The organism is Agrobacterium sp. YIC 4121 (assembly GCF_002008205.1).
Classification (GTDB): domain Bacteria; phylum Pseudomonadota; class Alphaproteobacteria; order Rhizobiales; family Rhizobiaceae; genus Agrobacterium; species Agrobacterium leguminum.
Genome location: NZ_MRDI01000023.1, coordinates 77,390 through 101,842 on the forward strand (window position 1 = coordinate 77,390; position 24,453 = coordinate 101,842).

20 protein-coding genes are annotated in these 24,453 nt (G+C 60.1%); 9 read left to right on the top strand and 11 right to left on the bottom strand.

The window, feature by feature from the left end:
• Positions 1 to 16: 16 nt before the first annotated feature.
• Complete coding sequence (locus BTE54_RS19945) at positions 17 to 628, bottom strand: 3'-5' exonuclease (RefSeq protein ID WP_078053705.1); 612 nt, start codon at positions 626 to 628, stop codon at positions 17 to 19.
• A gap of 82 nt (positions 629 to 710) precedes the next feature.
• Here BTE54_RS19945 and BTE54_RS19950 point away from each other — a divergent pair, with 82 nt between their 5' ends.
• Genes BTE54_RS19950 through BTE54_RS19960 form a run of 3 tightly spaced genes read left to right on the top strand, consistent with a single transcriptional unit; the run spans position 711 to position 4,162 of the window.
• Positions 711 to 1,805 carry a PspA/IM30 family protein gene (locus tag BTE54_RS19950; protein ID WP_143240751.1) on the top strand — a complete coding sequence of 365 codons (1,095 nt, stop codon included), beginning with the start codon at positions 711 to 713 and terminating at the stop codon, positions 1,803 to 1,805.
• On the top strand, positions 1,805 to 2,464 hold the full coding sequence (locus BTE54_RS19955; protein ID WP_078053707.1) for an OB-fold-containig protein: 660 nt from the start codon (positions 1,805 to 1,807) through the stop codon (positions 2,462 to 2,464). The genes BTE54_RS19950 and BTE54_RS19955 overlap by 1 nt, the downstream gene beginning before the upstream one ends.
• A gap of 6 nt (positions 2,465 to 2,470) precedes the next feature.
• Positions 2,471 to 4,162 carry a flotillin domain-containing protein gene (locus BTE54_RS19960; protein WP_078053708.1) on the top strand — a complete coding sequence of 564 codons (1,692 nt, stop codon included), beginning with the start codon at positions 2,471 to 2,473 and terminating at the stop codon, positions 4,160 to 4,162.
• A gap of 145 nt (positions 4,163 to 4,307) precedes the next feature.
• Here BTE54_RS19960 and BTE54_RS19965 read toward each other — a convergent pair whose 3' ends face one another.
• Positions 4,308 to 4,841 (bottom strand): TetR/AcrR family transcriptional regulator, encoded by a 534-nt coding sequence (locus BTE54_RS19965; RefSeq protein WP_078053709.1) that lies wholly within the window; start codon positions 4,839 to 4,841, stop codon positions 4,308 to 4,310.
• A gap of 118 nt (positions 4,842 to 4,959) precedes the next feature.
• Here BTE54_RS19965 and BTE54_RS19970 point away from each other — a divergent pair, with 118 nt between their 5' ends.
• The gene (locus BTE54_RS19970) at positions 4,960 to 5,742 is read left to right on the top strand and encodes a pyrroline-5-carboxylate reductase (RefSeq protein ID WP_078053710.1); all 783 of its coding nucleotides are present in this window, start codon (positions 4,960 to 4,962) and stop codon (positions 5,740 to 5,742) included.
• Positions 5,743 to 5,774: 32 nt separating this feature from the next.
• Here the strand turns inward: BTE54_RS19970 and BTE54_RS19975 are convergent, their stop codons facing one another.
• From BTE54_RS19975 to BTE54_RS20000, 6 genes are all read right to left on the bottom strand, one after another.
• Positions 5,775 to 7,373 carry an MFS transporter gene (locus tag BTE54_RS19975; RefSeq protein ID WP_078053711.1) on the bottom strand — a complete coding sequence of 533 codons (1,599 nt, stop codon included), beginning with the start codon at positions 7,371 to 7,373 and terminating at the stop codon, positions 5,775 to 5,777.
• Positions 7,370 to 7,810 carry a DoxX family protein gene (locus BTE54_RS19980; protein ID WP_078053712.1) on the bottom strand — a complete coding sequence of 147 codons (441 nt, stop codon included), beginning with the start codon at positions 7,808 to 7,810 and terminating at the stop codon, positions 7,370 to 7,372. Before BTE54_RS19980 ends, BTE54_RS19975 begins: the two co-directional genes overlap by 4 nt.
• Positions 7,811 to 8,003: 193 nt before the next feature.
• The gene (locus tag BTE54_RS19985) at positions 8,004 to 9,986 is read right to left on the bottom strand and encodes an amidohydrolase (RefSeq protein WP_078053713.1); all 1,983 of its coding nucleotides are present in this window, start codon (positions 9,984 to 9,986) and stop codon (positions 8,004 to 8,006) included.
• Positions 9,986 to 10,276, bottom strand: a complete 291-nt coding sequence (locus BTE54_RS19990) for a XapX domain-containing protein (protein WP_065657451.1) — start codon at positions 10,274 to 10,276, stop codon at positions 9,986 to 9,988. Before BTE54_RS19990 ends, BTE54_RS19985 begins: the two co-directional genes overlap by 1 nt.
• Positions 10,277 to 10,347: 71 nt before the next feature.
• Positions 10,348 to 11,040 carry a hydrolase gene (locus tag BTE54_RS19995; protein ID WP_078053714.1) on the bottom strand — a complete coding sequence of 231 codons (693 nt, stop codon included), beginning with the start codon at positions 11,038 to 11,040 and terminating at the stop codon, positions 10,348 to 10,350.
• Between the two features lie 141 nt (positions 11,041 to 11,181).
• Positions 11,182 to 12,114 carry a VOC family protein gene (locus BTE54_RS20000; protein ID WP_078053715.1) on the bottom strand — a complete coding sequence of 311 codons (933 nt, stop codon included), beginning with the start codon at positions 12,112 to 12,114 and terminating at the stop codon, positions 11,182 to 11,184.
• Between the two features lie 119 nt (positions 12,115 to 12,233).
• Here BTE54_RS20000 and BTE54_RS20005 point away from each other — a divergent pair, with 119 nt between their 5' ends.
• Positions 12,234 to 13,133, top strand: coding sequence for a LysR family transcriptional regulator (locus BTE54_RS20005; RefSeq protein WP_078053716.1), 900 nt, complete (start codon positions 12,234 to 12,236; stop codon positions 13,131 to 13,133).
• A 103-nt stretch (positions 13,134 to 13,236) separates the two neighbouring features.
• Here BTE54_RS20005 and BTE54_RS20010 read toward each other — a convergent pair whose 3' ends face one another.
• From BTE54_RS20010 to BTE54_RS20020, 3 genes are read right to left on the bottom strand one after another with little or no spacing between them, the layout of a single operon-like run.
• Complete coding sequence (locus BTE54_RS20010) at positions 13,237 to 14,316, bottom strand: alpha/beta hydrolase (RefSeq protein WP_078053717.1); 1,080 nt, start codon at positions 14,314 to 14,316, stop codon at positions 13,237 to 13,239.
• Between the two features lie 23 nt (positions 14,317 to 14,339).
• Positions 14,340 to 14,804, bottom strand: a complete 465-nt coding sequence (locus BTE54_RS20015) for a cyclophilin-like fold protein (RefSeq protein ID WP_078053718.1) — start codon at positions 14,802 to 14,804, stop codon at positions 14,340 to 14,342.
• Positions 14,801 to 15,988 carry an MFS transporter gene (locus BTE54_RS20020; RefSeq protein ID WP_078053719.1) on the bottom strand — a complete coding sequence of 396 codons (1,188 nt, stop codon included), beginning with the start codon at positions 15,986 to 15,988 and terminating at the stop codon, positions 14,801 to 14,803. The genes BTE54_RS20015 and BTE54_RS20020 overlap by 4 nt, the downstream gene beginning before the upstream one ends.
• Before the next feature lie 126 nt (positions 15,989 to 16,114).
• Here BTE54_RS20020 and BTE54_RS20025 point away from each other — a divergent pair, with 126 nt between their 5' ends.
• From BTE54_RS20025 to glf, 4 genes are all read left to right on the top strand, one after another.
• Positions 16,115 to 17,008: a LysR family transcriptional regulator gene (locus BTE54_RS20025; protein WP_143240758.1), complete on the top strand. Its 894-nt coding sequence runs from the start codon at positions 16,115 to 16,117 to the stop codon at positions 17,006 to 17,008.
• Positions 17,009 to 17,766: 758 nt separating this feature from the next.
• The gene (locus BTE54_RS20030; RefSeq protein WP_078053831.1) at positions 17,767 to 20,736 is read left to right on the top strand and encodes an ice nucleation-like protein; all 2,970 of its coding nucleotides are present in this window, start codon (positions 17,767 to 17,769) and stop codon (positions 20,734 to 20,736) included.
• Between the two features lie 384 nt (positions 20,737 to 21,120).
• Positions 21,121 to 23,166, top strand: coding sequence for a hypothetical protein (locus tag BTE54_RS20035; protein ID WP_078053721.1), 2,046 nt, complete (start codon positions 21,121 to 21,123; stop codon positions 23,164 to 23,166).
• Between the two features lie 100 nt (positions 23,167 to 23,266).
• Entirely contained in the window at positions 23,267 to 24,424 is a 1,158-nt protein-coding gene (glf, locus tag BTE54_RS20040; RefSeq protein ID WP_078053722.1) for a UDP-galactopyranose mutase, read from the top strand.
• Positions 24,425 to 24,453: the final 29 nt, after the last annotated feature.

Sequence of the window (24,453 nt, forward strand, 5' to 3'; positions counted from 1 at the left end):
ATCCGTCTGACACCGGCTAAACGCCGAACGCTTCCGGCCTCAGTTTTCCGCCCCTCAGCAGATGTTGCAGCGTATAGGAAACTGAAAGCGCATCATCGAGCGCATCGTGCCCCTGCAATGGCGGATGCTCGACGCCGAAATAGTCGGCCAGCCTGTTGCTCGGCGTTTTTGCCAGATCCTCCACCGGCATTCCCGCTGCAAGCAGAAGTTTGACGGCATTGTCGAAACGCCCGGCAGGGATGGGCGACTGTATGCCGGCGACATAGCAGCTGATCGCCACCATATTCAGCTCGTCCTTGCCCCATGACCAGCATTGGGCACCTTCCGAGAAACTGTCGAAGCTTGAAAGGGCCTCCTGCAAGGGAACGCCTTCCGCATCGATGATCTCCCCGGTGATCCCCGTCAGCCGGGTAAAGAACGGATCGATCGCATATCTTCCGCCATGACGGTCGACCGGACATATATAGGCCTTATAGGTCCCCAGAAACGGAAAATCGCCCTCCAGCCCAAGCCTGACGGCACCAATCTGCGCAATAACCGGATCGGGATCATGAGCCGCACACCAGAACCTGCGCTGGGAACCTTCCAGGCAGAGGAACTCGCAGTCGAATATGATTGCTTTTTTCATGAACCAACCTCTCCTTTCGCAAGGGTCATATCTTGAAAGCACAAATGAAGTGCTTTATATATTTCGCATGAGCGCGAAACTTTTGTCCAACGTTGTCCTGGCACTGAATCTCTCGGAGGGGAACCGCTCTTCTCTCGAAGAAACGCTCCTTGCCTATCGGCGGGCGATGGCGATCCTTGACCGGACTGAAGGCGCCAATCTCGTCGCCTTGCATGCGGCAGCTTATGAAGAGATCAGGGTCAAGACCAGCCTTCCTTCCCGCATGGTGACGCTGGCTCTGCGCGACCATAGCCAGCGCGATCCGCAAGAGCCGGTGCGGGACATTCCGCTCGACAGCAAGCTCTTTTCGGTCAAGGGGCCGGATACGGTGAGCATCGCCACCCTCTCGGGCCGCGTCGTGGTGCCCTATACCGTTCGTGGCTATCACGACGGCTGGAATGACTTTTCAGAAGCGCGCCTCGTGTTCGAGGGCGAAACCATCAGCATCCATGCCGGAATCAAAACCGGCCTTCAACCAAGCAGGGAGGCTTCGATGAACAATGAAGGTATTCTTGGGCGACTCGGGCGTGTCATCGCCGGTGTCATGAACAACGCTGTCGATGCGGCGGAGGCGTCCAATCCGGTCGCCGTAGCGCAGCAGGCGGTGCGGGAAATCGCTCAGATCGCCGATGAGGCCCGATCCGCGCTTGGCGTGGCGGTCGCAGCCGGCCATCGCCTGAAAGCCAAGGCCGCCGATCTCGACGAAGAAATTCGCGACCTCGACGACAAGATCAGGATCGGACTTGAAAACGGCCGCGAGGATTTGGCCCGCGCGGCAACCGGGCTGCAGATCGATCTGGAAGCGCAGCGGGAAGCGCTGAACAAGGCGATTCTCGAGAACGCTGCCGAAATTGCCGAGGCGGAAACCACATTGCGCAGCATCGCCTCCGCAAAGGCGGATGCGCAAAAGCGGCTTGAGGACGCCAAGCGCGCCGAACGCATCGCACCGGCAACCGATACGACCCCATCCCAGCGCAACGACCGCCGTCTGGCTGACGCGCTCGACGCCATCGAAAGAGTAACCGGCACCCCCGCCAAGCCCAATAACGGAACGGCGGAGGTTGAAGAACTCGGCCGGATGCAGCGCCAGAGCGCCATCGAAGCACGACTCAAGGCATTTCGTGAGGGGCAGCGCTGATGGAGAGCATTGTCCAGCCAGGCACTGCTCCCTTCTGGATCGCCTTGCTGACGGTCTTCGGCCTCGGCATCGTCGAACTCCTCTCGGTCCTTCTTGGTGTATCGGCTTCGGGACTGCTTGACGACAACTTCAGTTACCACGCGCCCGGCGATGCCGAGGCGGGGTTACTCGGCAGCTGGATGTCCTGGCTTAATGCGGGCGGCGTGCCGCTTCTTGTTCTGGCAGTCATCCTGCTCTCGGCTTTTTCCGTCGCCGGGTTCTTCATTCAGGGGGTCGCTTCCGCAACGCCGCTCGGGCCATTGCCGCCCTATCTGGCCATGACGGGCGCCATTGCCGCCGCCCTTCCGGCCACGCGGTCACTCAGCCGCGCCATTGCGAAGGTCATTCCACGCGATGAGACAAACGCGCTCGAGCAGACCGATTTTCTGGGACTTGTGGGCACTGTCACCATCGGGCCTCTCGATCAGGGCAAGCCCGGCACCGTGCGGGTCAAGGACCGGCACGAGAATATTCACTTCCTGCGCACCCAGGCTGCATCCGGTCACACGATCGATACGGGTGCGCAGGTATTGATCGTCGACGGTGCGGATGGGCTTTTTCAGGCCATTCCCGTACCGACGGACCTGGAAATTCACCATAGCGGGCATCATAGGGGCTAACTCACCATGGATTTCTTTTCTCTGGGCCTGATTGCGGGGGCCATCGTCACGGCCATCGTCGTCATTGGCATCATCATGACATCGCTCTACACGCGGTCGACACGCGACAAAGCCTATGTAAGGACCGGCCTCGGCGGTAAGAAAGTCGTTCTCGATGGCGGCGCCATCATCCTGCCGATCTTCCATTCCTATTCCTGGGTCTCGCTCAGCACATTGCGACTGGAAGTGAAAAGATCAGAACATGAATCCCTGATCACCAAGGATCGCATGCGGGCCGACATCACCGCCGAATTTTACGTGCGGGTTAAACCCGATGCAGAAAACATCGCACTTGCCGCCCAGACACTCGGCGACCGGACAAATGATGCCGATGCACTGAAGTCACTGGTCGAAGCGAAATTTGTCGATGGTTTGCGCTCGGTTGCAGCCACCATGTCGCTGCGCGATCTTCAGGAGCAGCGTGCCGAATTCGTCAAATCCGTACAGGCGGCCGTGGCGCACGATCTGCAGTCCAACGGTCTGGAACTGGAATCGGTCTCGCTGACACGCCTCGATCAAACCGACATCAAGCACTTCAACCCCAACAACTCGTTCGACGCGGAAGGCCTGACGGCGCTCACCCGGATCACCGAAGAGCGTAAACGCGAACGCAACCAGATCGTCCGCGACAACGAAGTCGAAATTGCCACGAAGGACCGCGAAGCGGTGCTGCGGCGCTTGACCATCGAACGCGAACAGCGCGATGCGGAACTGACGCAGGAGCGCGATATCGCCAACAAGACGGCGGAAACCCGGGCGGAAGCGGCAAGGGCCGAGCAGGCGGCCCGCCTCAACGAGGAAACGGCAAAGCTCGATACGGAACGCGGCATCGCCGAACGGGATGCTCAAGCCCGCCAGGCGCGTGAAACCGCCCGCATCGAAGCCGAGCGCGGTATTGCCGAACGCGAGGCGGAAGCGCGCAAGATCACCGAAACGGCGCGAATCGAAGCCGCTATCGCCGTGGCGCAGAAGGTGGAGCAGGAACAGGCTGCCCGCGCCAAGGCGGACGAAGCCAAGGCTTCCGCCATCACTGCGGAAGAACAGGTGGCAACAGCCCGCGAAGTGGAAATAGCCGAACGCGCCAAGCGCATCGCCGTGATCGACGCCCGCAAGGCGGCAGAGCAGGAAGCGACGGCCATCACGGTAAAGGCGGAAGCCGAACGGCAAGCCGCCGAAAACCTGGCTGCCGCCACCAAGATCGGCGCCGAAGCCGAGGCACAGGCCGCGAAAATCCGTGCCGAAGGCGTCATCGCGCTTGGCGATGCAGAGGCGCAGGCGGAACGCGCAAAGAACGATGCACGCAATGCGCTATCGGGCGACATCATCGCATTCGAGCTCGCCCGTGCAAGGATCGCCATCATTCCCGAAGCACTTTCCGAGGCGATGAAGCCCATCGAAAAGATCTCCGATATCCGCATCTTCAGCGCCGGTAATCTGGCCGGCGCCCTCGGTGGCGGCGGCGACGTCAAAAACGGCAATGGCCTCGGCGATCTTTCGAGCCAGCTTCTCAGCTTCACTGCGCAAAAGCCGGTTCTTGACGAAATCCTTGCGCAGGCCGGCTTCAAGGGTACGGACCCGACACAGGCTTTGTTGGCTGCATCAATCGCGAACGCCACGGATCAGCCGGCATCGGGAAAACAGCAACCTAAAGAGACGTAAAGCAGCCCTGTCTCTCCTACGGCAACGACAACAAGCGCGGCCAGCCTGAAGGCGGCCGCGCTTTTCATTTACTCCGCAGCATGCAGTAATCAGAAGCACCGATGGCTCCGATCAGGCCTCCGCGTGAAAACGCACCGGCATACGCTTAGGCAGACTGACGCAGGCTGCTCTCCAGTGTCTTAAACGACGTGACATCCTGACGGGCCAGTGAAACAACCCACGCGCCCTGCAGCCCGATCACCAGTCTTTCGGCATCGGTCTGCGGATCGTGACTGCTCAGGCGTCTTGCCTGAGCTGCGATCCTTGCGGTCCAGTCGCTGAGCACATCCGCACCGATCTGGCGCAAATCGGGCTTTTCATCGCCGGCCTGAATGATGCTGAGCACCGGGCAACCCATGATACGGCCATTTTCCTGCGAGAGGCGGACTATCGCACGGCACAGCGCCACCGAGCCCGAAGCGAAGCTCTCCGCGTCCTCGAAACTCGCGTCGATCAACTCTGCCACCTTCTGGCCCGCCCATCGCGTCGCCTCGGCGGCAAGCTGCTCCTTGCCACCGGGAAAATGATAATAGAGGGAGCCTTTCGGCAGGCCCGTCTCCGCAAGAATTTCAGCCAGTCCCACGCCGGCATAACCACGCCGCCGAAACAGCGCGGAGGTGGTTCCGGTCTGTGAACGTATCGATCAGCCGGCATTCGACGGGTCCCGCCTCAGCCTCGACCGCAAATTTCCCCCTCTGCTTGTCGACAATTCCGGACGGAAAAATTAGCATCGCGCGAAACGCCGCAGCGGAGCAATCATGTCACTTCCTCAGAAAATCGGTTTTATCGGAACGGGAGCCATCACCGATGCAATGGTCAGGGGCCTGCTCGCCAGACCTGCCGCCGTGCCGCATGTCATGGTGTCCCAGCGCAGTGCCGATATCTCGGCGAGACTTGCCGCCGATTTCCCGCAGGTGATCGTCTCCGGCGACAATCAGGCAATCGTCGATGGCTGCGATACCGTCATGCTGGCTATCCGGCCGCAGATCGCTGAAGAAGTCATCCGGCCCCTGCGGTTCCGGGACGGGCAGAAGATCGTCAGCGTCGTTGCCGCAACCGGCCGTGAGGCGCTTCTGGAGTGGATCGGCGCGGATGTGCGTCTCAGCCAGGCGATCCCGCTGCCCTTCGTTGCCCGGCGCAAGGGCGTCACCGCCATTTATCCTGCCGATATGGATACAGCTGCTATCTTCAACGTGCTCGGCAATGCGGTGGAATGCGAGACCAAGGCGGAATACGATCTTTTGGCCGCCGCCAGCGCTCTGATGGCCACCTATTTCGGCATCATGCAAACCACGACGGAATGGCTTGCCGAGAACGGTCTGCCGGAAGAAAAGGCGCGCGCCTATCTCGCGCCCCTCTTTGCCGGCCTGTCCGAGGTGGCCATGCTTGCCGGCAGCAGAACGGATTTCATCGATCTCAGCCGTGAATTCGCCACCAAGGGCGGCCTCAACGAGCAGGTGCTGCTGGATTTCGACGGCAAGGGCGGTTCAGGGGCCCTGAAAGATGCACTGAGCCGTGTGCTGGAGCGGATCACGCAATAACGAAAAAGGGGCCTTTTCGGCCCCTTTCCGTTTTACGCCTTCCCCGGACGGTTGATTGTGAGGAAGTGCCGCACCACCGGCTTTTCCAGCCCGGAATGATAAGCCAGCACCTTGCCCTGCAAATCCGCATCTGCATGGGAAACCCGCTTGTGTTGACGCAGATGCTCGGCCCAGGATTCCACCATGAACCATTCGACGATCTTCTGCGGATCGGCGGAGTCCTCCGTCACACCCCAGCCATAGGCGCCATCGCGGCGACGTTCCTGGGAAAGCTCGTCCAGTGCATGCAGGAAAGCGGAGCGGTGATGCTTTTCGACATTATATTCGATGAGGATGAGAACCGGGCCGCGATCATGGGCCACCGGCTCGGCCACGAGCGGTTCGGGCCAATGGTTGGACGGCACCATATCCGCATCGCCCGCAGGCAGTTTCAGGCGGTGCATGACGAGGCCCGCAACCAGCAATCCCGCAGCGCCGATCAGCAACGCACCCGGCACGCCTGTGGCTTCACCAACAGCACCCCAGCCAAGGCTGCCTGCCGTCATCGCGCCATTGAAGACGGTGAGGTAGACGGCAAGGCCACGGCCACGCACCCAGTTCGGCAGAACTGCCTGGGCTGCGCCATTCAGCGTCGTCAGCGCCGTGATCCAGGCACCGCCGAGAAACAGCAGGATGACGATGGCAAGCCATTTTGGCGGCGCGAAGGACAGCCCGGCCATGACGAGCGCGGTGGTGAGAGCCGCACCCAGCAGCAGGGCATCGGCATCGAACCGTTCGCGCAGCTTCGGCATGACCAACGCACCGCCGATGGCGCCTGCCCCGACAGCGCCGAGCAGGATACCGTAGAAGCTGGCATCTCCGCCGAGCAATTGCCGGGCGACCAGAGGCAACAGCGCCCAGACGGCACTGGCGAATGCAAAGAAGATCGCAGCCCGCAGCAGGACGACATGCAGCGGCCGGCTGGCGCGGGTATAACGAAGGCCCGCCCGGAATGCGCCGAAGAAACCTTCGGCCAGTGCATCATTGGCGTTCTTTGCCCGCGGCCACCATAGAAGCGCGGCGATGACCACGAAATAGCTTGCGACATCGGCGCCATAGGTGAAGGCCGCCCCGAAGGCCGCAAGAAGGATGCCGCCGGCGGCGGGACCGATGGAACGGGCGATGTTGATGCCCAGCGAATTCAGCGCCACGGCGCTTTTGATATCCTCACGTTTCACCAGTTCCGGCACGATGGCCTGCCAGGTCGGCCCCATCAGCGCAGCGCCGATGCCGCCGAGGAAGGTGAGCCCGATCAGCGCGCTGACGGACAAAAGGCCCGTATGGGAAAGAACCATGAGGGTGACGCTGACCGAGGCCAGCAGAAGCTGCACCGCGATCAGGAACTTGCGGCGGTCGAGAATGTCGGTCAGCACGCCGGCCGGGATCGCCAGAAGAAAGATCGGCAGGGTTCCGGCCGCCTGAACCATGGCGACGGCCGCCGGCGAGGCCGAAAGATCGGTCATCAGCCATGAACTGGCGACATCGCGCATGAAGCTGCCGGTATTGCCGAGCACCGTCGCCGCCCAGAGAACAGCGAAAACCGGTTGCGCAAGGGGAGCAAAGCTGCTCGCGGAGGTTTTTGCGGCACTCATTTGCCTGTTCCTTTCGTGAGATCGATTGCGGCGACGATGATGAAGGCACCGGCAAGGCCAAGATGTTCGAAGAAGGCGTTGGTGGCCATCATGCGGTCCATGCCGGGCGCCATTTCCCAGAAGCGGAGAGCGATGAAGGTGGCGAGAAGCGTGAAGCCTGCAAGCGCCAGCGCACCGGCCCAGCGCAGGAAGCCCGACACCACCAGTGCGGAGGCGGCGAGCTCGAAAAGGATGACGACGACAGCGAATGCGACCGCCGGCTGAAGGCCGAAATGGTTCATCTCCGCAATCGCGCCGGGAAAGTCGAAGATCTTGGTCAGCGGCCCCTGAATATAGGCCGAGCAGAGCGCCAGAAGCGCTAGGGTTTTTGTGGCGGGTGCGGCAACGATATCCGCGAGAAGCCCGCGAAAGCGAAGGGTTGAAGACGGCTCGGTCATTTTTTGCTCCTGCGATCTGGCCGGTCGGTTCGAGCGGCGCTGCGTTCATCTGATGGAGCGATATTGGCGCAAAGGATTACCGCCAACAATTGCATCAATAATTTCGATATAATTGCGTAATTTGCAACATTATCCCATTCACGCCAGTCCGGGCAGCTGTCCGCTGCCCGGTGGATTTTTGTGGCGGCCGGGCTCAGACTGCCCAGCAGGAGCAACCCAGCGCTCCGAAAAAGCCCTTCAGATCGGCAATCGGCAATTTCGACGTCCATGCGCCGGCGTGGTCGTGGCCGTGAACGCCGCAATCATTGGCGCAGCCGCAGGAGGAGATCGCAGCCCGTCTGAGTGAATTCTTTCCAGCGCCCTGCGGCTCACCCCAGGCGGCATAACCGCCGAAGGTTCGCACAGGCGACCAGTCGGGCATCGCCGGCGGAATATTGCTTTCATCCAGTGCCTTGAAGTCACCGGCGCCATAAACGATCTTGCCGCCCACCATGGTCAGTTCCGAGGTGAGGAAGGAAATCTCATCTTCCGCGCAGGAGAAATAATCCTTGTCCGGCACCACGAGATCGGCGAACTGGCCTTTTTCGATGCGGCCCTTTTTGCCCTCCTCGTTCGAGAACCAGGTGACTTTTTCGGTCCACATGCGCAGAGCCGTCTCGCGATCGAGGCAATTGGCGCGCGGATAAAGCTGCATGCCACCGACCGTCTTGCCCGTCACCATCCAGAACAGCGACACCCAGGGATTATAGGAGGCGACACGCGTTGCATCCGTACCGGCCGAAACATTCACGCCCTTTTCCAGCATTCTCGCAATCGGCGGTGTGGCTTCCGCCACGCCCTGACCATAACGCTCGACGAAATATTCGCCCTGATAGGCCATGCGGTGCTGGGTGGCGATACCGCCGCCAAGGGCTGCGATACGGTCGATGGAGCGGTCGGAGATGGTTTCGGCATGGTCGAAGAACCAGTTCAACCCTTCGAGCGGGATATCCCGGTTGACCTTTTCGAAGACATCCAGCGCCCGCGAAATCGTCTCGTCATAGGTGGCATGCAGACGCCAGGGCCAGCGGTTTTCCGCCAGAATCCGGACAACGTCTTCAAGCTCGCCTTCCATCTCCGGTGGCATATCGGGCCGCGGCTGACGGAAATCCTCGAAATCGGCAGCGGAAAAGACCAGCATTTCGCCCGCACCATTGTGCCGGAAATAGTCGTTGCCCTGCTTGTATTTGACCGATTGCGTCCAGTTGAGGAAATCCTCCTTCTCCTGTTTCGGCTTCTGCGTGAAGAGGTTGTAGGCCAGCCGAACCGTCATCTGGTTCTCATCCGACAGCTTCTGGATCACCTCGTAATCGTCAGGATAATTCTGGAAGCCGCCGCCGGCATCGATCACGCCCGTCACGCCCAGCCGGTTCAGCTCACGCATGAAGTGGCGGGTGGAATTGACCTGATAGTCGAGCGGCAGCTTCGGCCCCTTGGCAAGCGTCGAATAGAGGATGCCGGCATTCGGCTTGGCGAGCAGCAGGCCGGTCGGATTGCCGTTGGCGTCGCGGGTGATCTCGCCGCCGGGCGGGTTCGGCGTATCCCTGGTGTAACCGACGGCGCGAAGTGCCGCACCGTTCAGCAGCGCCCGGTCGTAAAGATGCAGCAGGAAGACCGGCGTATCCGGCGCCACCGCATTGATCTCCTCGATGGTCGGCAGGCGCTTTTCAACGAATTGATGCTCGGTGAAACCGCCCACGACCCGCACCCATTGCGGGGCCGGCGTGATCGCCACCTGCCGCTTCAGCATGTCCATGGCATCGGCAAGCGAGCGCACGCCGTCCCAGCGCAGTTCCATGTTGAAGTTCAGGCCACCGCGCACGACGTGGGTGTGGTTGTCGATCAGGCCGGGCAGAACCCGCTTGCCCTTCAGGTCGACGATCTTCGTATCCGACCCGGCAAGGGCCATGACCTCGGCATCGTTTCCGACTTCCAGGAACAGGCCATCCTTGATGGCGACTGCCGTTGCATTGGGATTGCCGCGATCAAGCGTCGTGACGCGGCCGTTGTGAAGGATCGTATCTGGATGCATGGAAGAACCTCCGGTCTTGATGGGATCAGCGGCCTTAGCCGGTGAAAACAGATTCGGAAAGGCAAGGCTCGAGGCCGCACCAAGAAAGGTGCGTCGTGTCGGCATCAGCTTCTCTCCCGGTTGATCGGCTGTTTAACTTCGGCGAGACCCGTGGTTTCAGCGCCACCCTTCGGCATATGGCCGAACATGTGCGGCTTGATCTGGTTGATCCACGAAACGACGGCCGGTTCCTTGCCGGCAATCGTCTTTGCGAAAGGAATGATCTGCTCTCCAACCAGGATGCCGAGCAGACCGACGAGAGCGATGACGGGCGGTGCGGGAGAACGCACATTGAGCAGGCTGTAAACGATACCGACCAGCAGGCCAGCGCCAAGGGACAGAAGATAGACTTTCATGGGAACCTCCGGATGGGTGAAAGCCGCACCGGGCTGGATGACGATCCTGCCGGCGCGGCGTGGTTGAAAGCTTATTTCTTGGCCGGGTTGGGGCCGATGCGCTTGCCGTGCTTGACGCGTTCTTCACCGCCATGGACATGGGTGACGGCATAGTCGATGCCCATGCCGTAGGCGCCGGAATGTTCCTTCACCAGCGAGGTGACGGCGTCATAGGTTTCCTTGCGCGCCCAGTCGCGCTGCCATTCGAGCAGCACCTGCTGCCAGGTGACGGGAATGATGCCGGCCTGCACCATGCGGTCCATGGCATATTTATGCGCATCGAGAGAGGTGCCGCCGGAGGCGTCCGCCACCATGTAGATCTCGTAATCTGCGACATCGTGGAGTGCGGAGAGCGCAAAGGTGGTGTTGCACACTTCCGTCCACAGGCCGGAGACGACGATCTTCTTGCGGCCACCGGCGGCGTTCTTCGCCAGCGCATCGCGGACATTCTGGTCATCCCAGGAATTCATCGAAGTGCGTTCGAGAATGTCGTTTTCAGGGAAGACCGCAAGCAGTTCCGGAAAGGTGTTGCCGGAGAAGCTTTCCGTTTCGACCGTGGTGATGGTCGTCGGAATGTTGAAAATCTTTGCCGCCTTGGCGAGGCCGACGACATTGTTCTTCAGGGTCTGCCGGTCGATAGACTGCACACCGAAAGCCATCTGCGGCTGCTGGTCGATGAAGATGAGCTGGCTGTTGGCGGGGGTAAGGACTTCGAGCTTGGACATTTTCAGTTCTCCGTTCAGGTGGTGGTTGCCGATCTACGGCGGTGGAAATTGAGAAGGCTTCGCCGGCCGGCTGCCCGGCAGGGGCAGCCGTCTTGAAAAGCGAGGGTATCTTGGTCAGTGGATGCGGATCAGAGACCCGCTTTACGCTGCAAGCGGAGCGAGGTTCGCCTCGATCTGGTTGCGGAAAGGCTCATAGCGGCTCGGCAGCTTGAGCGCTTCGCCCAGATGCGCGGTATCCTCGTCGCGATCGAAACCGGGCTCATTGGTGGCGACCTCGAACAGGATGCCGCCCGGCGTGCGGAAATAGATCGCCCAGAAATAATCGCGGTCGATGACGGGCGTGACCTGATAACCAGTATCCATCAGCGCCTTGCGCACTTCCAGCTGCTTCTCGCGGTTTTCGACTGCGAAGGCGATATGGTGGACCGAGCCCGCTCCCGAACGGGCAAAGGGTGTCTTGGGCAGGGCCACAAGATCGATCGTATCTGCCCCGTTACCGCCGGGAATGACGAAACGCGTCACATTGCCTTCAACGTCAGTCCGCTCATAACCCATGAAACGCAGCAGTTCTTCGGTTGCGGCAGTGTCGTGCAAATTGAACCGTGCGCCGGTGAAACCGCGTATGGCGTTGTCTTCGGAAATTCCCTCGGCCAGCCAGGCGGCACGGGCGTCGTCGCCTGTTTCGATCAGAGCAAGACCATCGCCATCGGGGCCGGTGAAGCGCAGGCGATTGGCGCCGAAGACCGTGTCGGCCTGAATGCCGGCAGCGCCCTTGGCAAGGAGACGCTCTTTCCAGAAACCCAGCGAACCCTTCGGAATGGAAAACTGCGTCTCGCCCACCTCGCCGACGCCGGGACGGCCGGCCATCATGTTGGCGAAGGGAAAATAGGTCATGACCGTGCCGGGCGTTCCCTTTTCGTCGCCGTAATAAAGGTGATAGACGCTGGGTTCGTCGAAGTTGACGGTTTTCTTCACCCGGCGCAGGCCGAGCGTATCAGTGAAGAAACTGTTGTTCTGCCGCGCGTCCGACGCCATGGAGGTGACGTGGTGCAGGCCCTTGATATCCTTGATCATCGTCGGCGCCTTTCATCTTTGGTGTGTCCGTTTCGATGGACAAAGATGTAACCCGCTTGATTGCATCGCGGAATTGCAATATTTTTCTCGAATGAATTGCGATTTTTGAAATAATGGCGATGAACGATCATAAAGCTCTCAAGACCTTTCTGATGGCGGCCGAAAAGCGCAACTTCGCGCAGGTCGCCCGCGAACTGGGCATGACGGCAGCCGCCGTCACCCGTGCTATTGCCGCGCTTGAAGACGATCTCGGTGTGCAATTATTCGTCCGCACCACCCGGCAGGTTTCCTTGACGACGGACGGGGCGATCTTCGCCGCACAGATCCAGCCCGCGGTCGAGGCGCTGGAGAATGCCCGGCGCGATGTCCGCAACGCCCACAAGGCCGATGAGGGGCGTCTGAGGATCAGCGCGCCGACATGGCTCGGCAAAACCGTGCTGCCGCCGATCCTGTCCGGCTTCCGGGAACTCTATCCGAAAATGTGCTTCGAGATTTCGCTCTCGGACGGCCTGATCAATATCGTGGATGACGACTACGATCTGGCGATCCGCATTTCGTCGGCCCCATCGGACAAATTCACCATCTGGCGCAAGATCAGGGCCGTGCCGAGAATATTGGTGGCGGCCCCAGGCAGCCGGTTTATGCAGATGGAACATCCGGGCGAGCTGACCCCTGACGATTGCCTTGCCTATAGCGGTGAAAGCCGGCGGGAAAACTGGGTCCTGTCGGACGGCGGATCGAGCATCACCATATCGGCCGGCCGGGCATTCAGCGCCAATAGCGGCGAGGTTCTGGCCGATATGGCAGCGGAAGGCGCCGGTGTGGCCCTGCTGCCGGGATTTAATATCGCCGAACATATCCATAGCGGCCGGCTCGTTCATGTGCTGCCCGGCTGGGTGCCACCCGAACTCTGGCTGACGCTTTATTATCCGCCCTATCAGGCGCTGCCACCCCGTATTGCGACTTTCTCGAAATTTTTCGAAGAGCAGTTGCCGGCACATATGGTGATGCTGGACTAGAGCCGGCAGCACTGACAGTGCCGACGCGCACGAGCGCGCCGGCCTGAGGCGTAAAATAATGTGACGGCAGCTACGGCTGCCGTCACATGTTTATGGTCGTCTTCTACGCGAGATGCTGATTGAAGAAGGCGGCGATCCGGTCGAACGGGATCTTGTCGGCGCGGTCATAAAGGTCCGTGTGGTTGGCGTCCGGAATGATCACCAGCTCCTTCGGTTCGGCAGCCGCGGCGAAAGCGGTCTCGCTGAAATAGAGGGAATGCGCCTTTTCCCCATGGATGAACATCACCGGCCGCGGCGATATTTCGGCGATATAGGTCAGGATTGGCATGTTCATGAATGACAGCGGTGTCGTCTGCGTCCAGGCATTGCCGGAGTTGACGGCGCGCGCATGGTAACCGCGCGGTGTCCGGTAATAGTCGTGATAATCGATCAGGAACTGCGCTTCGCCACCCTTGAGATCGTTATAAGGGGGTTGATAGGCGGGGCTTCCCTTTTCCGCATCCTGCCAGCGCTGCCGGCTCATCTGCTCCAGCGCCTGCGTGCGTTGTTCGAGGGTAACGCTGTCGTTGTAGCCTTTGGACATCACCCGCGTCATGTCATACATGGTGCTGGCCACGACTGCCTTCACGCGCTTGTCCACCGCCACGGCATTCAGCGCCATGCCGCCCCAGCCGCAGATGCCGATGACACCGATGCGCTCGCGATCCACGTAGGATTGCAGCCCGATATAGTCGACCGCGGCACTGAAATCCTCTGTATTGATATCCGGCGACGCGACGTTCCGGGGCTCACCACCGCTTTCTCCGGTATAGGACGGATCGAACGCCAGCGCGGCAAATCCGCGCTCCGCCATGGTCTGTGCATAAAGGCCGGACGACTGTTCCTTCACGGCACCAAAGGGGCCGCTGACGACAAGAGCAGCCAAAGGCGCAGCTCCGCGGTTCTTTGGCAGGTAAAGATCGCCTACGAGAGTAATGCCGTATCGGTTCCTGAACGAGACCTTCTGGTGGTCGACATTGTCGCTCTTCGCGAAGACCTTGTCCCACGAAGAGGTTTGGGCGAAGGCCTGCGTCGCACCCGCCACCTGCACCATGCCCATTGCGGCGGCGACGATGCCCGTTGCCTTCATCAGGTTGCGCCTGCCGGTATTGCAGGTTTCACTCGTTTCGATTGGCTTGCTCATGCTGGGAACTCCTGGGGTTCGGTTCATTGGACGCGTTCAATACGCAGCGGAAATTCCCCAGGGATATGAAGCGCTTCGTAGCCTTGATCGAAGCGTCCCAGCCGAATGAGGCCGGGATGCCTGTAGTCGGCATAGAACATCGCGAGATTGCCCCAGGGCATGTAATAACAAAGGTCGTAACGCCGCTCGTTGTCGAACGGACCATGGCCTTCGACTGTCAACTTTCGAGGGAGGTAGGCGATCTTCTCATTGGAGCCGAAGTCGGCGATCCTGAGATCGAGCGGAAGCATGGATGCAAAATCGCGCGCCGAGGGATTGCCGTAGAGCGTCGCCATCATCGTGTTTTCTCCGAAAGTCAGCTTGATCTTCAAATCGGTCTTCTCTTGATTGTCGGCGCCGCTTTTGCTGAGGGCTCGCCCGGGCAGGATGAACGCGGCGGCCATCGCCAGCAGGATGCGTCGGGCAGGAACCATCGGGCGCACCTTCATGACGGCTTCCGCGCCAGCCGCCAGGCGACAAAAGACGCGAGCGAGGAGCAGCAGAGCAGCAATGCGCTCAATGTGAAGGCGGACCACCAACCGAAACTGTCGAATAAAATTCCACCGACCGAGGCCCCCGCCGTGATCGCCAGTTGAATGACGGCAACCTGAAGCCCGCCGCCGGCCTCGGCATCGTCGGGCAGAATGCGGCTCAGCCAGGTGCCCCAGCCAACCGGTGCGGCGGTTCCAAGAAAACCCCAGCCGACAAGGGCGGCGACGACTGGACGTTCCGCTTCGCCAAAGACGACCATGGAGAGCGCGATACCGGCCATCATCATCGGAATGACCACAAGAATGCTGAAGAGACGGCGTTGCAGCAGTCGACCGATGACCCATGTTCCGACCGCCCCGGCCAGTCCCATGATCAGCAGCAGCAGTGACAGCACCGTGATTTCGACCCGCGTGACCTGTTCGAGAAAGGGCCGCAGATAGGTGAAAAGTGCGAACTGGCCCATGAATAACAGCAGGATCGCGATCATGCCCGCTGCGACGGCTGGACGTCCAAGCAGCCTGAAGACATTCGTGGATGCGCGGTCGCGCCGCGGCGGGAGTTCCGGCAGGACGATCCATTGCCACAGGAGTGCAAGCAGGCCGATCGGCACGACAAGAAAGAAGGCGCCGCGCCAGCCGATATAGGCGCCCAGCAGGCTGCCGAGCGGGGCGGAAACCGTTGCCGCAACCGCATTGCCGGCATTCAGCAGGGCAAGCGCCTTCGGCACCTGGGCATGGGAGACAAGAAGCATCACGATGGCGGTGGACATCGACCAGAAGCCGCCGATCGAAATGCCGAGCAAGGCGCGGCCAAGCATCAAAACCGGGAAAGACGGTGCAAGGGTGACCACGATTCCGGACAACATCAGCAGCGCCGTTAGGCCGAGCACGACAAGGCGCCGGTCGAGCCGCCGGGTCAGGCCGGCAATGAACAGGCTGGTGATGACCGCAAAGATGCCGGAGACGGAGATCGCCTGCCCCGTATTGCCTTCCGAAACACCGAGATCGGCGGCGATCGGCGTCAGCAGGCTGACGGGCATGAATTCCGAAGCGATCAATACGAAGGCGCAGAGCGTCATGCAAAGCACGGCGCTCCATGCCGCGCGCCTGCTGCCCATCTCTTCGTCATAAGTGAGTGTCATTCGCCCAGATCCCACTAAAATCCCGGTTTCTTTCAATGGCGGCAAGATATTGCCGGGCGACTTTGCGGACAATCCGTGCTAATTCGCATGGACTTATCGAAATTCAATATTAATTGGCGAGGTTTGATGCAGCGAGAGGACATGAAGGATCTTCTCTGGTTCATGGAGGTTGCTAAGGATCGGAGCTTCACAAAGGCTGCGGCGACGCTTGGAACATCGCAGTCGACATTGAGCTACACAATCAAGCAGCTGGAAGCCCGGCTGGGCGTGCGGCTCCTGACACGGACGACACGCAGCGTTGCCACCACGGAAGCCGGCGAGCGCCTGTTTTTGTCCATCGCTCCGCGATTTCAGGGGATCGAGACGGATTTGGCGGACCTCGTCGCCTTTCGTGAAAAACCCTCAGGCACCGTGCGCCTCACCTTGTCCGATCACGCCCTGCAAACGACCGTCTGGCCGAAGCTGAGCCGCGTACTCACCAACTATCCTGATATCCATGTCGAACTCCATAGCGACAATGGCATGCGCAATATTGTCGAGGAACGCTTCGATGCCGGCGTGCGACTGGGCGAGAGCGTCGACAGGGACATGATTGCCGTCAGGATCGGCCCGGACTGGCGGCTCCGGGCCGTGGCTTCGCCGGACTACTTCGCCAGACACGGCATCCCTGCCACACCCCAGGATCTGGTCTGCCATGTCTGCATCAATACACGTCAGGCCACCTGGGGTGGATTTTACACCTGGGAGTTTGAAAAGGACGGGCGAGAACTGCGGGTCAGAGTTGACGGGCAACTCAGCTTCAACTCATCGATTTCCCAGATCGACGCGGCGATGAAAGGCTACGGGATCGCATATATTCCCGAAGACCTTGTCGAGGAGCACATCGCCGAAGGGAGATTGCAGGCGGTTCTGGACAATTGGAGCGCACCCTTCACCGGCTATCACCTCTATTACGCCAGCAGGCGCCAGATGTCTCCGGCAATGAAGGTAATCATCGATGCCCTGCGCCATCATGCCTGATACCGGGGATTGAAGTCTTGCCAAGGGCAGCTGGTCGCCAAATCAGCCCGTCATTGGTGGCGGGTCATTGCGCCTTGGACACCAGTTTTCCCCATCGGGATATCGCCGAATCATCGCACGATCCCGTGCCCGCCCGTCTAAAGCATTGCCGTGGCCCGGAAACCGGAAAGAACAGCTTCCGCTTTAAAAAAACCAACTACACGGCACCCGAAATAACGGTGACAAAGCAAAGCATTGTCCGATTCTGGCAGCCGTTACATAGGTGGGTCAGCGCCCGGCAAGAATCGCGGGACAGTTTTAGATGAAAATAACGGTCAAACCCTTGCGCGTTCGCCCCTCCAAACGGATACTACTTATCCGTGAGCCATCACGTCTGATTGCCCGCAGTGGAAGCTGATCGAAACGATAGTTGGCTTCGTGATTTTATACTCTACAAGACTCTAAGATACGAAAACATCAAGAATAAAATGCGACGCCTCCAAATATTAACTAGGCTTTAAATGTTGGCCTGATATGACACGCTCGTCGCGAAAATCTTAAGCGGCAGAAATTATTGAGCGGCATTCGCACAAGCTAGCGTGGAAAATCCGGGCCCCCTATCTCCGGCTCGAATTGCATGAAGCGTTTCCAGCGCAGGTTCACATGAGCCATGTTCTCCACAATTTCGCTTTATTTGCGGATGTCGGACCGCTGTCATCATAGGCAGTGTCTGGCAGCAGATAGGCGTGACCATCCGCCATTCGGTAAAGGACACGTTCATGACTTCGATCCTCTCCTCATTGTCTGCTGTGCAGATTTCCAAGCTTTCGACGTCCACCATTGCCAGCCTGACGTCGGAAGACGTGAATGCTCTTGATAGCACCAAAATCAAGGCTCTTTCGTCATCTCAGATCGCGTCTTTGAGCACGGATAACCTTGCTCTTTTCAGCTCTGAGGACCTGCGCGCCATTTCCGTGACCGCAGTCAAGGGTCTGACCCTCACCCAGATGGCGAAACTGAGCTCCGCTCAGGTCAGCAGCCTGTCGTCCTCTCAGGTTACCGCCCTTTATGCCAGCCAGATTGACGCCCTTTCGACCGACCAGATCAAGGCACTCAACTCGTCTCAGGTCGCAGGCCTCAGCTCCGCTCAGGTTGCAACACTGAGCAGCGACGAACTGGCCCTCTTCTCTACCGACGAGATCAAGGCGATCAGCGCCACTGCCATCGCTGGTCTTTCCACAGCAGCCATCGCCGCCCTCAGCACCGACAATGCAGCCGCGCTGACAAAGACGCAGATCGCCGCCTTGTCTTCCACGCAGTTCAATGCGCTCAGCTCCGGCAGCCTTGCAACCTTCTCGGCAGACGAAGTCAAGGCGATCAGCACCAAGATCCTTGCTGGTCTCGATGTGACCAAACTCAGCACCGGCAATATCGCCGCACTCAGCAAGGCGCAGGTTTCGGCCCTCTCCACGGCGCAGTTTGCGGCCATGTCGACTGATCAGATCAAGGCGCTGACATCCGAGCAGGTCTCTGGCCTCAGCTCCGCTCAGGTCGCGACGCTCAGCAGCGACGAACTGGCTCTCTTCTCGACAGACGAGATCAAGGCGATCGCCGCCAACGCCGTTGCCGGCCTTTCGTCCGCAGCCCTCGCTGCCCTTACGACCGACAATGCATCTGCCCTGACGAAGACCCAGATTGCCGGCCTTTCGTCCACGCAGCTCAACGCATTGACCTCCGCAAACCTTGCCACCTTTACGGCAGACGAGATCAAGGCGATCACCACCAAGGCGCTCTCCGGTCTCGATGTGACCAAGCTCAGCACCGACAACATCGCCGCGCTGACCAAGGCTCAGGTAACGTCGCTTTCCTCGACGCAGTTCGCCGCCATGTCGACTGATCAGATCAAGGCGCTGACCTCCGAGCAGGTCTCTGGTCTGAGCTCCGCCCAGGTCGGCACACTGAGCAGCGACGAACTGGCCCTCTTCTCCACGGCAGAGATCGGCGCCTTGAGCGCCAATGCGGTCGCTGGCCTTTCCACGGCGGCTCTGGCTGCCCTTACGACCGACAATGCCACGGCCCTGACGAAGACGCAGATCGCCGGCCTCTCGTCCACGCAGCTCAACGCCCTGACCTCGGCTAGCCTCGCCACCTTCACGGCGGACGAAGTCAAGGCAATCACAACCAAGGCGCTCGCTGGCCTTGATGTCTCCAAGCTCAGCACCGGCAATATCGCCGCACTCAGCAAGGCACAGGTTTCGGCCCTCTCAACGGCACAGTTTACCGCCATGTCGACCGACCAGATCAAGGCGCTGACCTCCGATCAGGTGTCCGGTCTCAGCTCCGCTCAGGTCGCGACGCTCAGCAGCGACGAACTGGCTCTCTTCTCCACCGATGAGATCAAGGCCATCGGCGCCAACGCCGTTGCCGGCCTTTCGTCCGCAGCCCTCGCTGCCCTTACGACCGACAATGCATCTGCCCTGACGAAGACCCAGATTGCCGGCCTTTCGTCCACGCAGCTCAACGCACTGACCTCCGCAAACCTCGCCACCTTTACGGCAGACGAGATCAAGGCGATCACCACCAAGGCGCTCTCCGGTCTCGATGTGACCAAGCTCAGCACCGGCAACATCGCCGCACTGACCAAGGCTCAGGTAACGTCGCTTTCCTCGACGCAGTTCGCGGCGCTCTCGACCGACCAGATCAAGGCTCTCACCTCCGATCAGGTCGCTGGCCTCAGCTCCGCTCAGGTCGGCACGCTCAGCAGCGACGAGCTGGCTCTCTTCTCCACGGATGAGATCAAGGCTATCGCCGCCAACGCCGTTGCCGGTCTTTCTACCGCGGCCCTGGCCGCCCTCAGCACCGATAATGCAGCAGCCCTGACGAAGACCCAGATTGCGGGCCTCTCGTCCACGCAGCTCAACGCGCTGACCTCGGCTAGCCTCGCCACCTTCGCGGCAGACGAAGTCAAGGCAATCACAACCAAGGCGCTCGCTGGCCTTGATGTCTCCAAGCTCAGCACCGGCAATATCGCCGCACTCAGCAAGGCACAGGTTTCGGCCCTCTCAACGGCACAGTTTACCGCCATGTCGACCGACCAGATCAAGGCCCTCACCTCCGATCAGGTGTCCGGTCTCAGCTCCGCTCAGGTCGCGACGCTCAGCAGCGACGAACTGGCCCTCTTCTCCACCGATGAGATCAAGGCCATCGCCGCCACTGCCGTCTCCGGTCTGACGACTGCGGCTATTACGTCGCTTACCACCGACAACGCCGCAGCACTGACCAAGACCCAGATTGCGGGCCTGTCTTCGACGCAGCTCAACGCCTTCAACTCCGCGAACCTTGCCACCTTCACGGCGGACGAAGTCAAGTCGATCACCGCCAAGGCTCTCGGCGGTCTCGACGCCACCAAGCTCAGCACCGGCAATATCGCCGCACTTAGCAAGGCTCAGGCCGCAGCACTGTCCTCGACGCAGTTCGCAGCCCTCTCGACCGATCAGATCGCGGCACTGACCTCCGAACAGGTGTCTGGTCTGAATTCTGCTCAGGTCGCTACGCTCAACAGCACCGAGCTGGCGCTGTTCTCGACAGACGAGATCAAGGCTATCAGCGCCAATGCCGTCGCCGGTCTTTCCACCGCGGCTATCGGCGGCCTCAGCACCGCCCAGGCTGGAGCTCTTTCGGCCCAGCAGCTGAAAGTCATGAACGACGCACAGGTTGAAGCGGTCATCAAGGCTTACAAGGGTGTATAAAATTTAAGAAACAAGACAATCCACGACGCGGCCCGAAGCCGCGTCGTGGCCTTTTCGTCGCAGAATACTTCGAAAGATTTCTGAAAAATTCGTCTGCATCGTTTATCGAAACAATGCTTTCATAGCGCGACAGAACAATGAGCTGAGGCATTCTCGCCCGGAGAAAATATCAGCAATTGGTCCCTTGGCCTGACTGATCCGTTGCCTCCCAGGCGACCGTTCGACTGGAAGGACATTTCGCTCCTCAAAGCCCGCGGCTGATCAGCGCAAGCAACCCGGATCTCAATACATCCAGCCACAGGCAAGTTACCTGCGATAGCTAAGGATGGCCCATCAACAGGCTGTTCTTATCTTCGACCCTTTGTCGCCTTGCCGCAGGATGTCATGACCGCCAACCAAGTCTCCCCATCAAATGACGACACCGCTCCGAGTGCACTCGATCTTGCGCGGAACCAGCGGCTGAGCCTCATGGATCTGCTGAGCATATCAGAGGCGCTCAATGCCGCCGGGCAACAGGCGGCGGCGGCGGAACTTTACAAGACCTGGGTCGCATTCAACGACAACAACCCGACGATCCATCTCGCCTATTTCAACTATGCCGTCATGCTCAACCAGCTGGGCGATCGGGCCGGCGCTGTACAGGCGTTTCGCGCCTGCCTGAAGGCCAACCCGGAATTCGCGCCCGGCCACATCAATCTCGGCCGCGCGCTTGAAGATGCCGGGCTGATCGGCCACGCGGTGGAGCAATGGTCGCATTATGCCGAAGCGACGAAAAGCGTCGACGCCGAGACAATCGGCCATCGGCATATGACCCTGCAGAATATGGGCAGGGTTCTAGAAGGCGCCGGAAAGCTCGAAGAGGCCGAGACCGCCTTGCTACAGGCATTCGAACTGCGGCCGGAACTGCCGGAGGCCGGCCAGCACTGGGCATCGTTGCGGCAGCGCCAGTGCAAATGGCCCATACTTGCCCCTTCGAGCCATATTCCCGTGCGCAAGATGCTCGATGCGATGTCGTCGCTGACGCTGAGCTGTTACGCCGACGACCCGATGTTCCAGCTCGCCAAGGCATATCGCCTCAGCAAGATGCTGGTCGGTGCGCGTCCGGACCTCAGCCGGTTCCCGCGCAGGTCACCGAAGCAGAAATCCGGCACCGGCCAGCGTCTGCGCGTCGGCTACCTCTCGTCGGATCTTCGCGATCATGCCGTCGGCTTCGCCCTCTGCGAAGTTCTGGAACTGCATGACAAGGACAGCATCGAGGTCTTCGCCTATTATTGCGGCAATGTCCGCGGCACTGACAGCACGCAGGCGCGCATCAAGGCCGCGGTTGATTGCTGGCGTGATATTCACGGCATGGATGACGCCACGGCGGCATCTCAGATCATTGCCGACGAGATCGATATATTGATCGACGTGAATGGCTACACCAAGGATGCCCGCACGAAAATCTTCGCCTATCGCCCCGCACCGGTCATCGCCAGCTTCTGCGGCTATCCCGGATCGATGGGAAGCCCGTTCCATCAATATCTGATCTCCGACGGCTACATGATCCCGCCGGAGAACGAGATCTACTATTCCGAGAAGGTGCTCCGCATCGCCTGCGACCAGCCCCTCGACCGGAAGCGGTCCATCGCCCCCCGGCCGACCCGGGCAGAGGTCGGATTGCCGGAGGATGCATTCGTTTATGCCAGCTTCAACGGCATGCAGAAGATCACGGAAAACTGCTTCGCCCGCTGGATGACGATCCTGTCGGAGACGCCCGGCAGCCTGTTGTGGCTGCTGGCGGGTGATGACGACGTCAATCAACGGCTGCGAGACCTTGCGGAAAAGAGCGGCGTCGCGTCCGACAGGCTCATCTTCGCACCGAAGGCCCAAAACCCGCAGCATATTGCGCGCATCGGTCTTGCCGATCTGTTCCTCGACACGTTCCCCTATGGCGCGCATTCCACGGCGTCGGATGCGATAACCTCAGGCCTGCCGGTTCTCACCATGTCGGGCAAGACCTTTGCCGCACGCTTCTGCGGCAGCATCGTCACCGCGGCGGGCGTGCCGGAGATGATCTGCTCCTCACCGGAAGATTATGTCGCCCGCGCCATCGGTTTCGAACGCGACCGTAAGAGCCTTCTGGAGGTCAGGGAATCGATCGCCCGGCAGCGCGACACCAGCGTCCTGCGCGATATTCCCGCCCTGGCGCGGCGTCTCGAAGAACTCTTCTGGCAAATGCAGGGTGAATGCGAGCGTGGCGAGACCCCGGTGCCCGACCTCAGCAATCTCGATATTTATTACGAAGCAGGTGCAGAAGCGCTGCAGGAAAACATCGAGTTCGAGGACGAACAGAGTTACCGCGAGCGCTACCTGAAGAAGCTGAGGCAATGGCACGATTATGCGCCGATCCCCTATGACCGCCGCCTCTGGCAGAAACCGGACAATTGAGCGGGGATCGAACGACACCGGCGAGGACAAGCGCCGTGCGGCGCCTCCCGACAAATCTTGACCGCCCGCAAGGCGATGGATGAACAGGACTGACTTAGCAATGTTCGCGGACGAAAGAATTGTCATTGTGGGCGCCGGGCTTTCCGGCGCGGTCATCGGCCGGGAGCTGGCGCTGGCAGGCCACAGGGTCGATATCGTCGATGCCCGCGATCACATTGCCGGCAATTGCCACACCGAACGCGACGGTGAGACCGGCGTTATGGTGCATGTTTACGGTCCGCATATTTTCCATACCGACGACAAGGAAGTCTGGGAATATGTGAACGGCTTTCAGACATTCATGCCTTACAAGAACCGCGTCAAAACGACGAGCGGCGAGCGCGTCTATTCGCTGCCGGTCAATCTGCACACGATCAACCAGTTCTTCGGCAAGAATTTCCGGCCCGATGAAGCCAGAGCCTTCATCGAGGAAAAGGCCGACAAGTCGATTACCGATCCACAGACCTTCGAGGAGCAGGCGCTGCGCTTCGTCGGCCGCGATCTCTATGAAGCCTTCTTCAAGGGATACACCGAGAAACAATGGGGTTGCTCGCCGACGGAACTGCCGGCCTCGATCCTGAAACGCCTGCCCGTGCGCTTCAACTATGACGACAACTACTTCTTCCACAAATATCAGGGCATGCCGGAAACCGGCTATACGGACATGATCGAACGCATCCTCGATCATCCGAATATCAGCGTCAAACTTGGCACCCATTTCCAGCGCGCCGAAGCGCCGGCCTCCGCACACGTCTTCTATTCCGGTCCGCTCGACGGCTATTTCGACTTCGAATTCGGCCGTCTGGCGTACCGGACGCTCAACTTCGAGCGCTTCACCTATGACGGCGACTATCAGGGCTGTGCGGTGATGAATTATGGCGACGTCTCGGTGCCCTTTACTCGCATCACCGAACACAAGCACTTTTCTCCGTGGGAAGACCATGCCGGCTCAGTCTGCTACAGGGAATTCTCCCATGAATGCGGCCCGCAGGACATTCCCTATTATCCCATCCGGCTGGTCGAGGACAAAGAACAACTCGCCGAATATGTGGCGCGCGCCGAACGGGAAGCGTCGGTCACCTTCGTTGGGCGGCTCGGGACCTACCGTTATCTCGACATGGATGCGACCATTCGCGAGGCGCTCGACACCGCCCGGCTCTATCTCGCCCGGCGAGCGGAGGGCGCTCCCATGCCGGCATTTCTGCATTCACCCCTTTGAGGTGACGGCGGCTGAAGCGTAGCAACTTA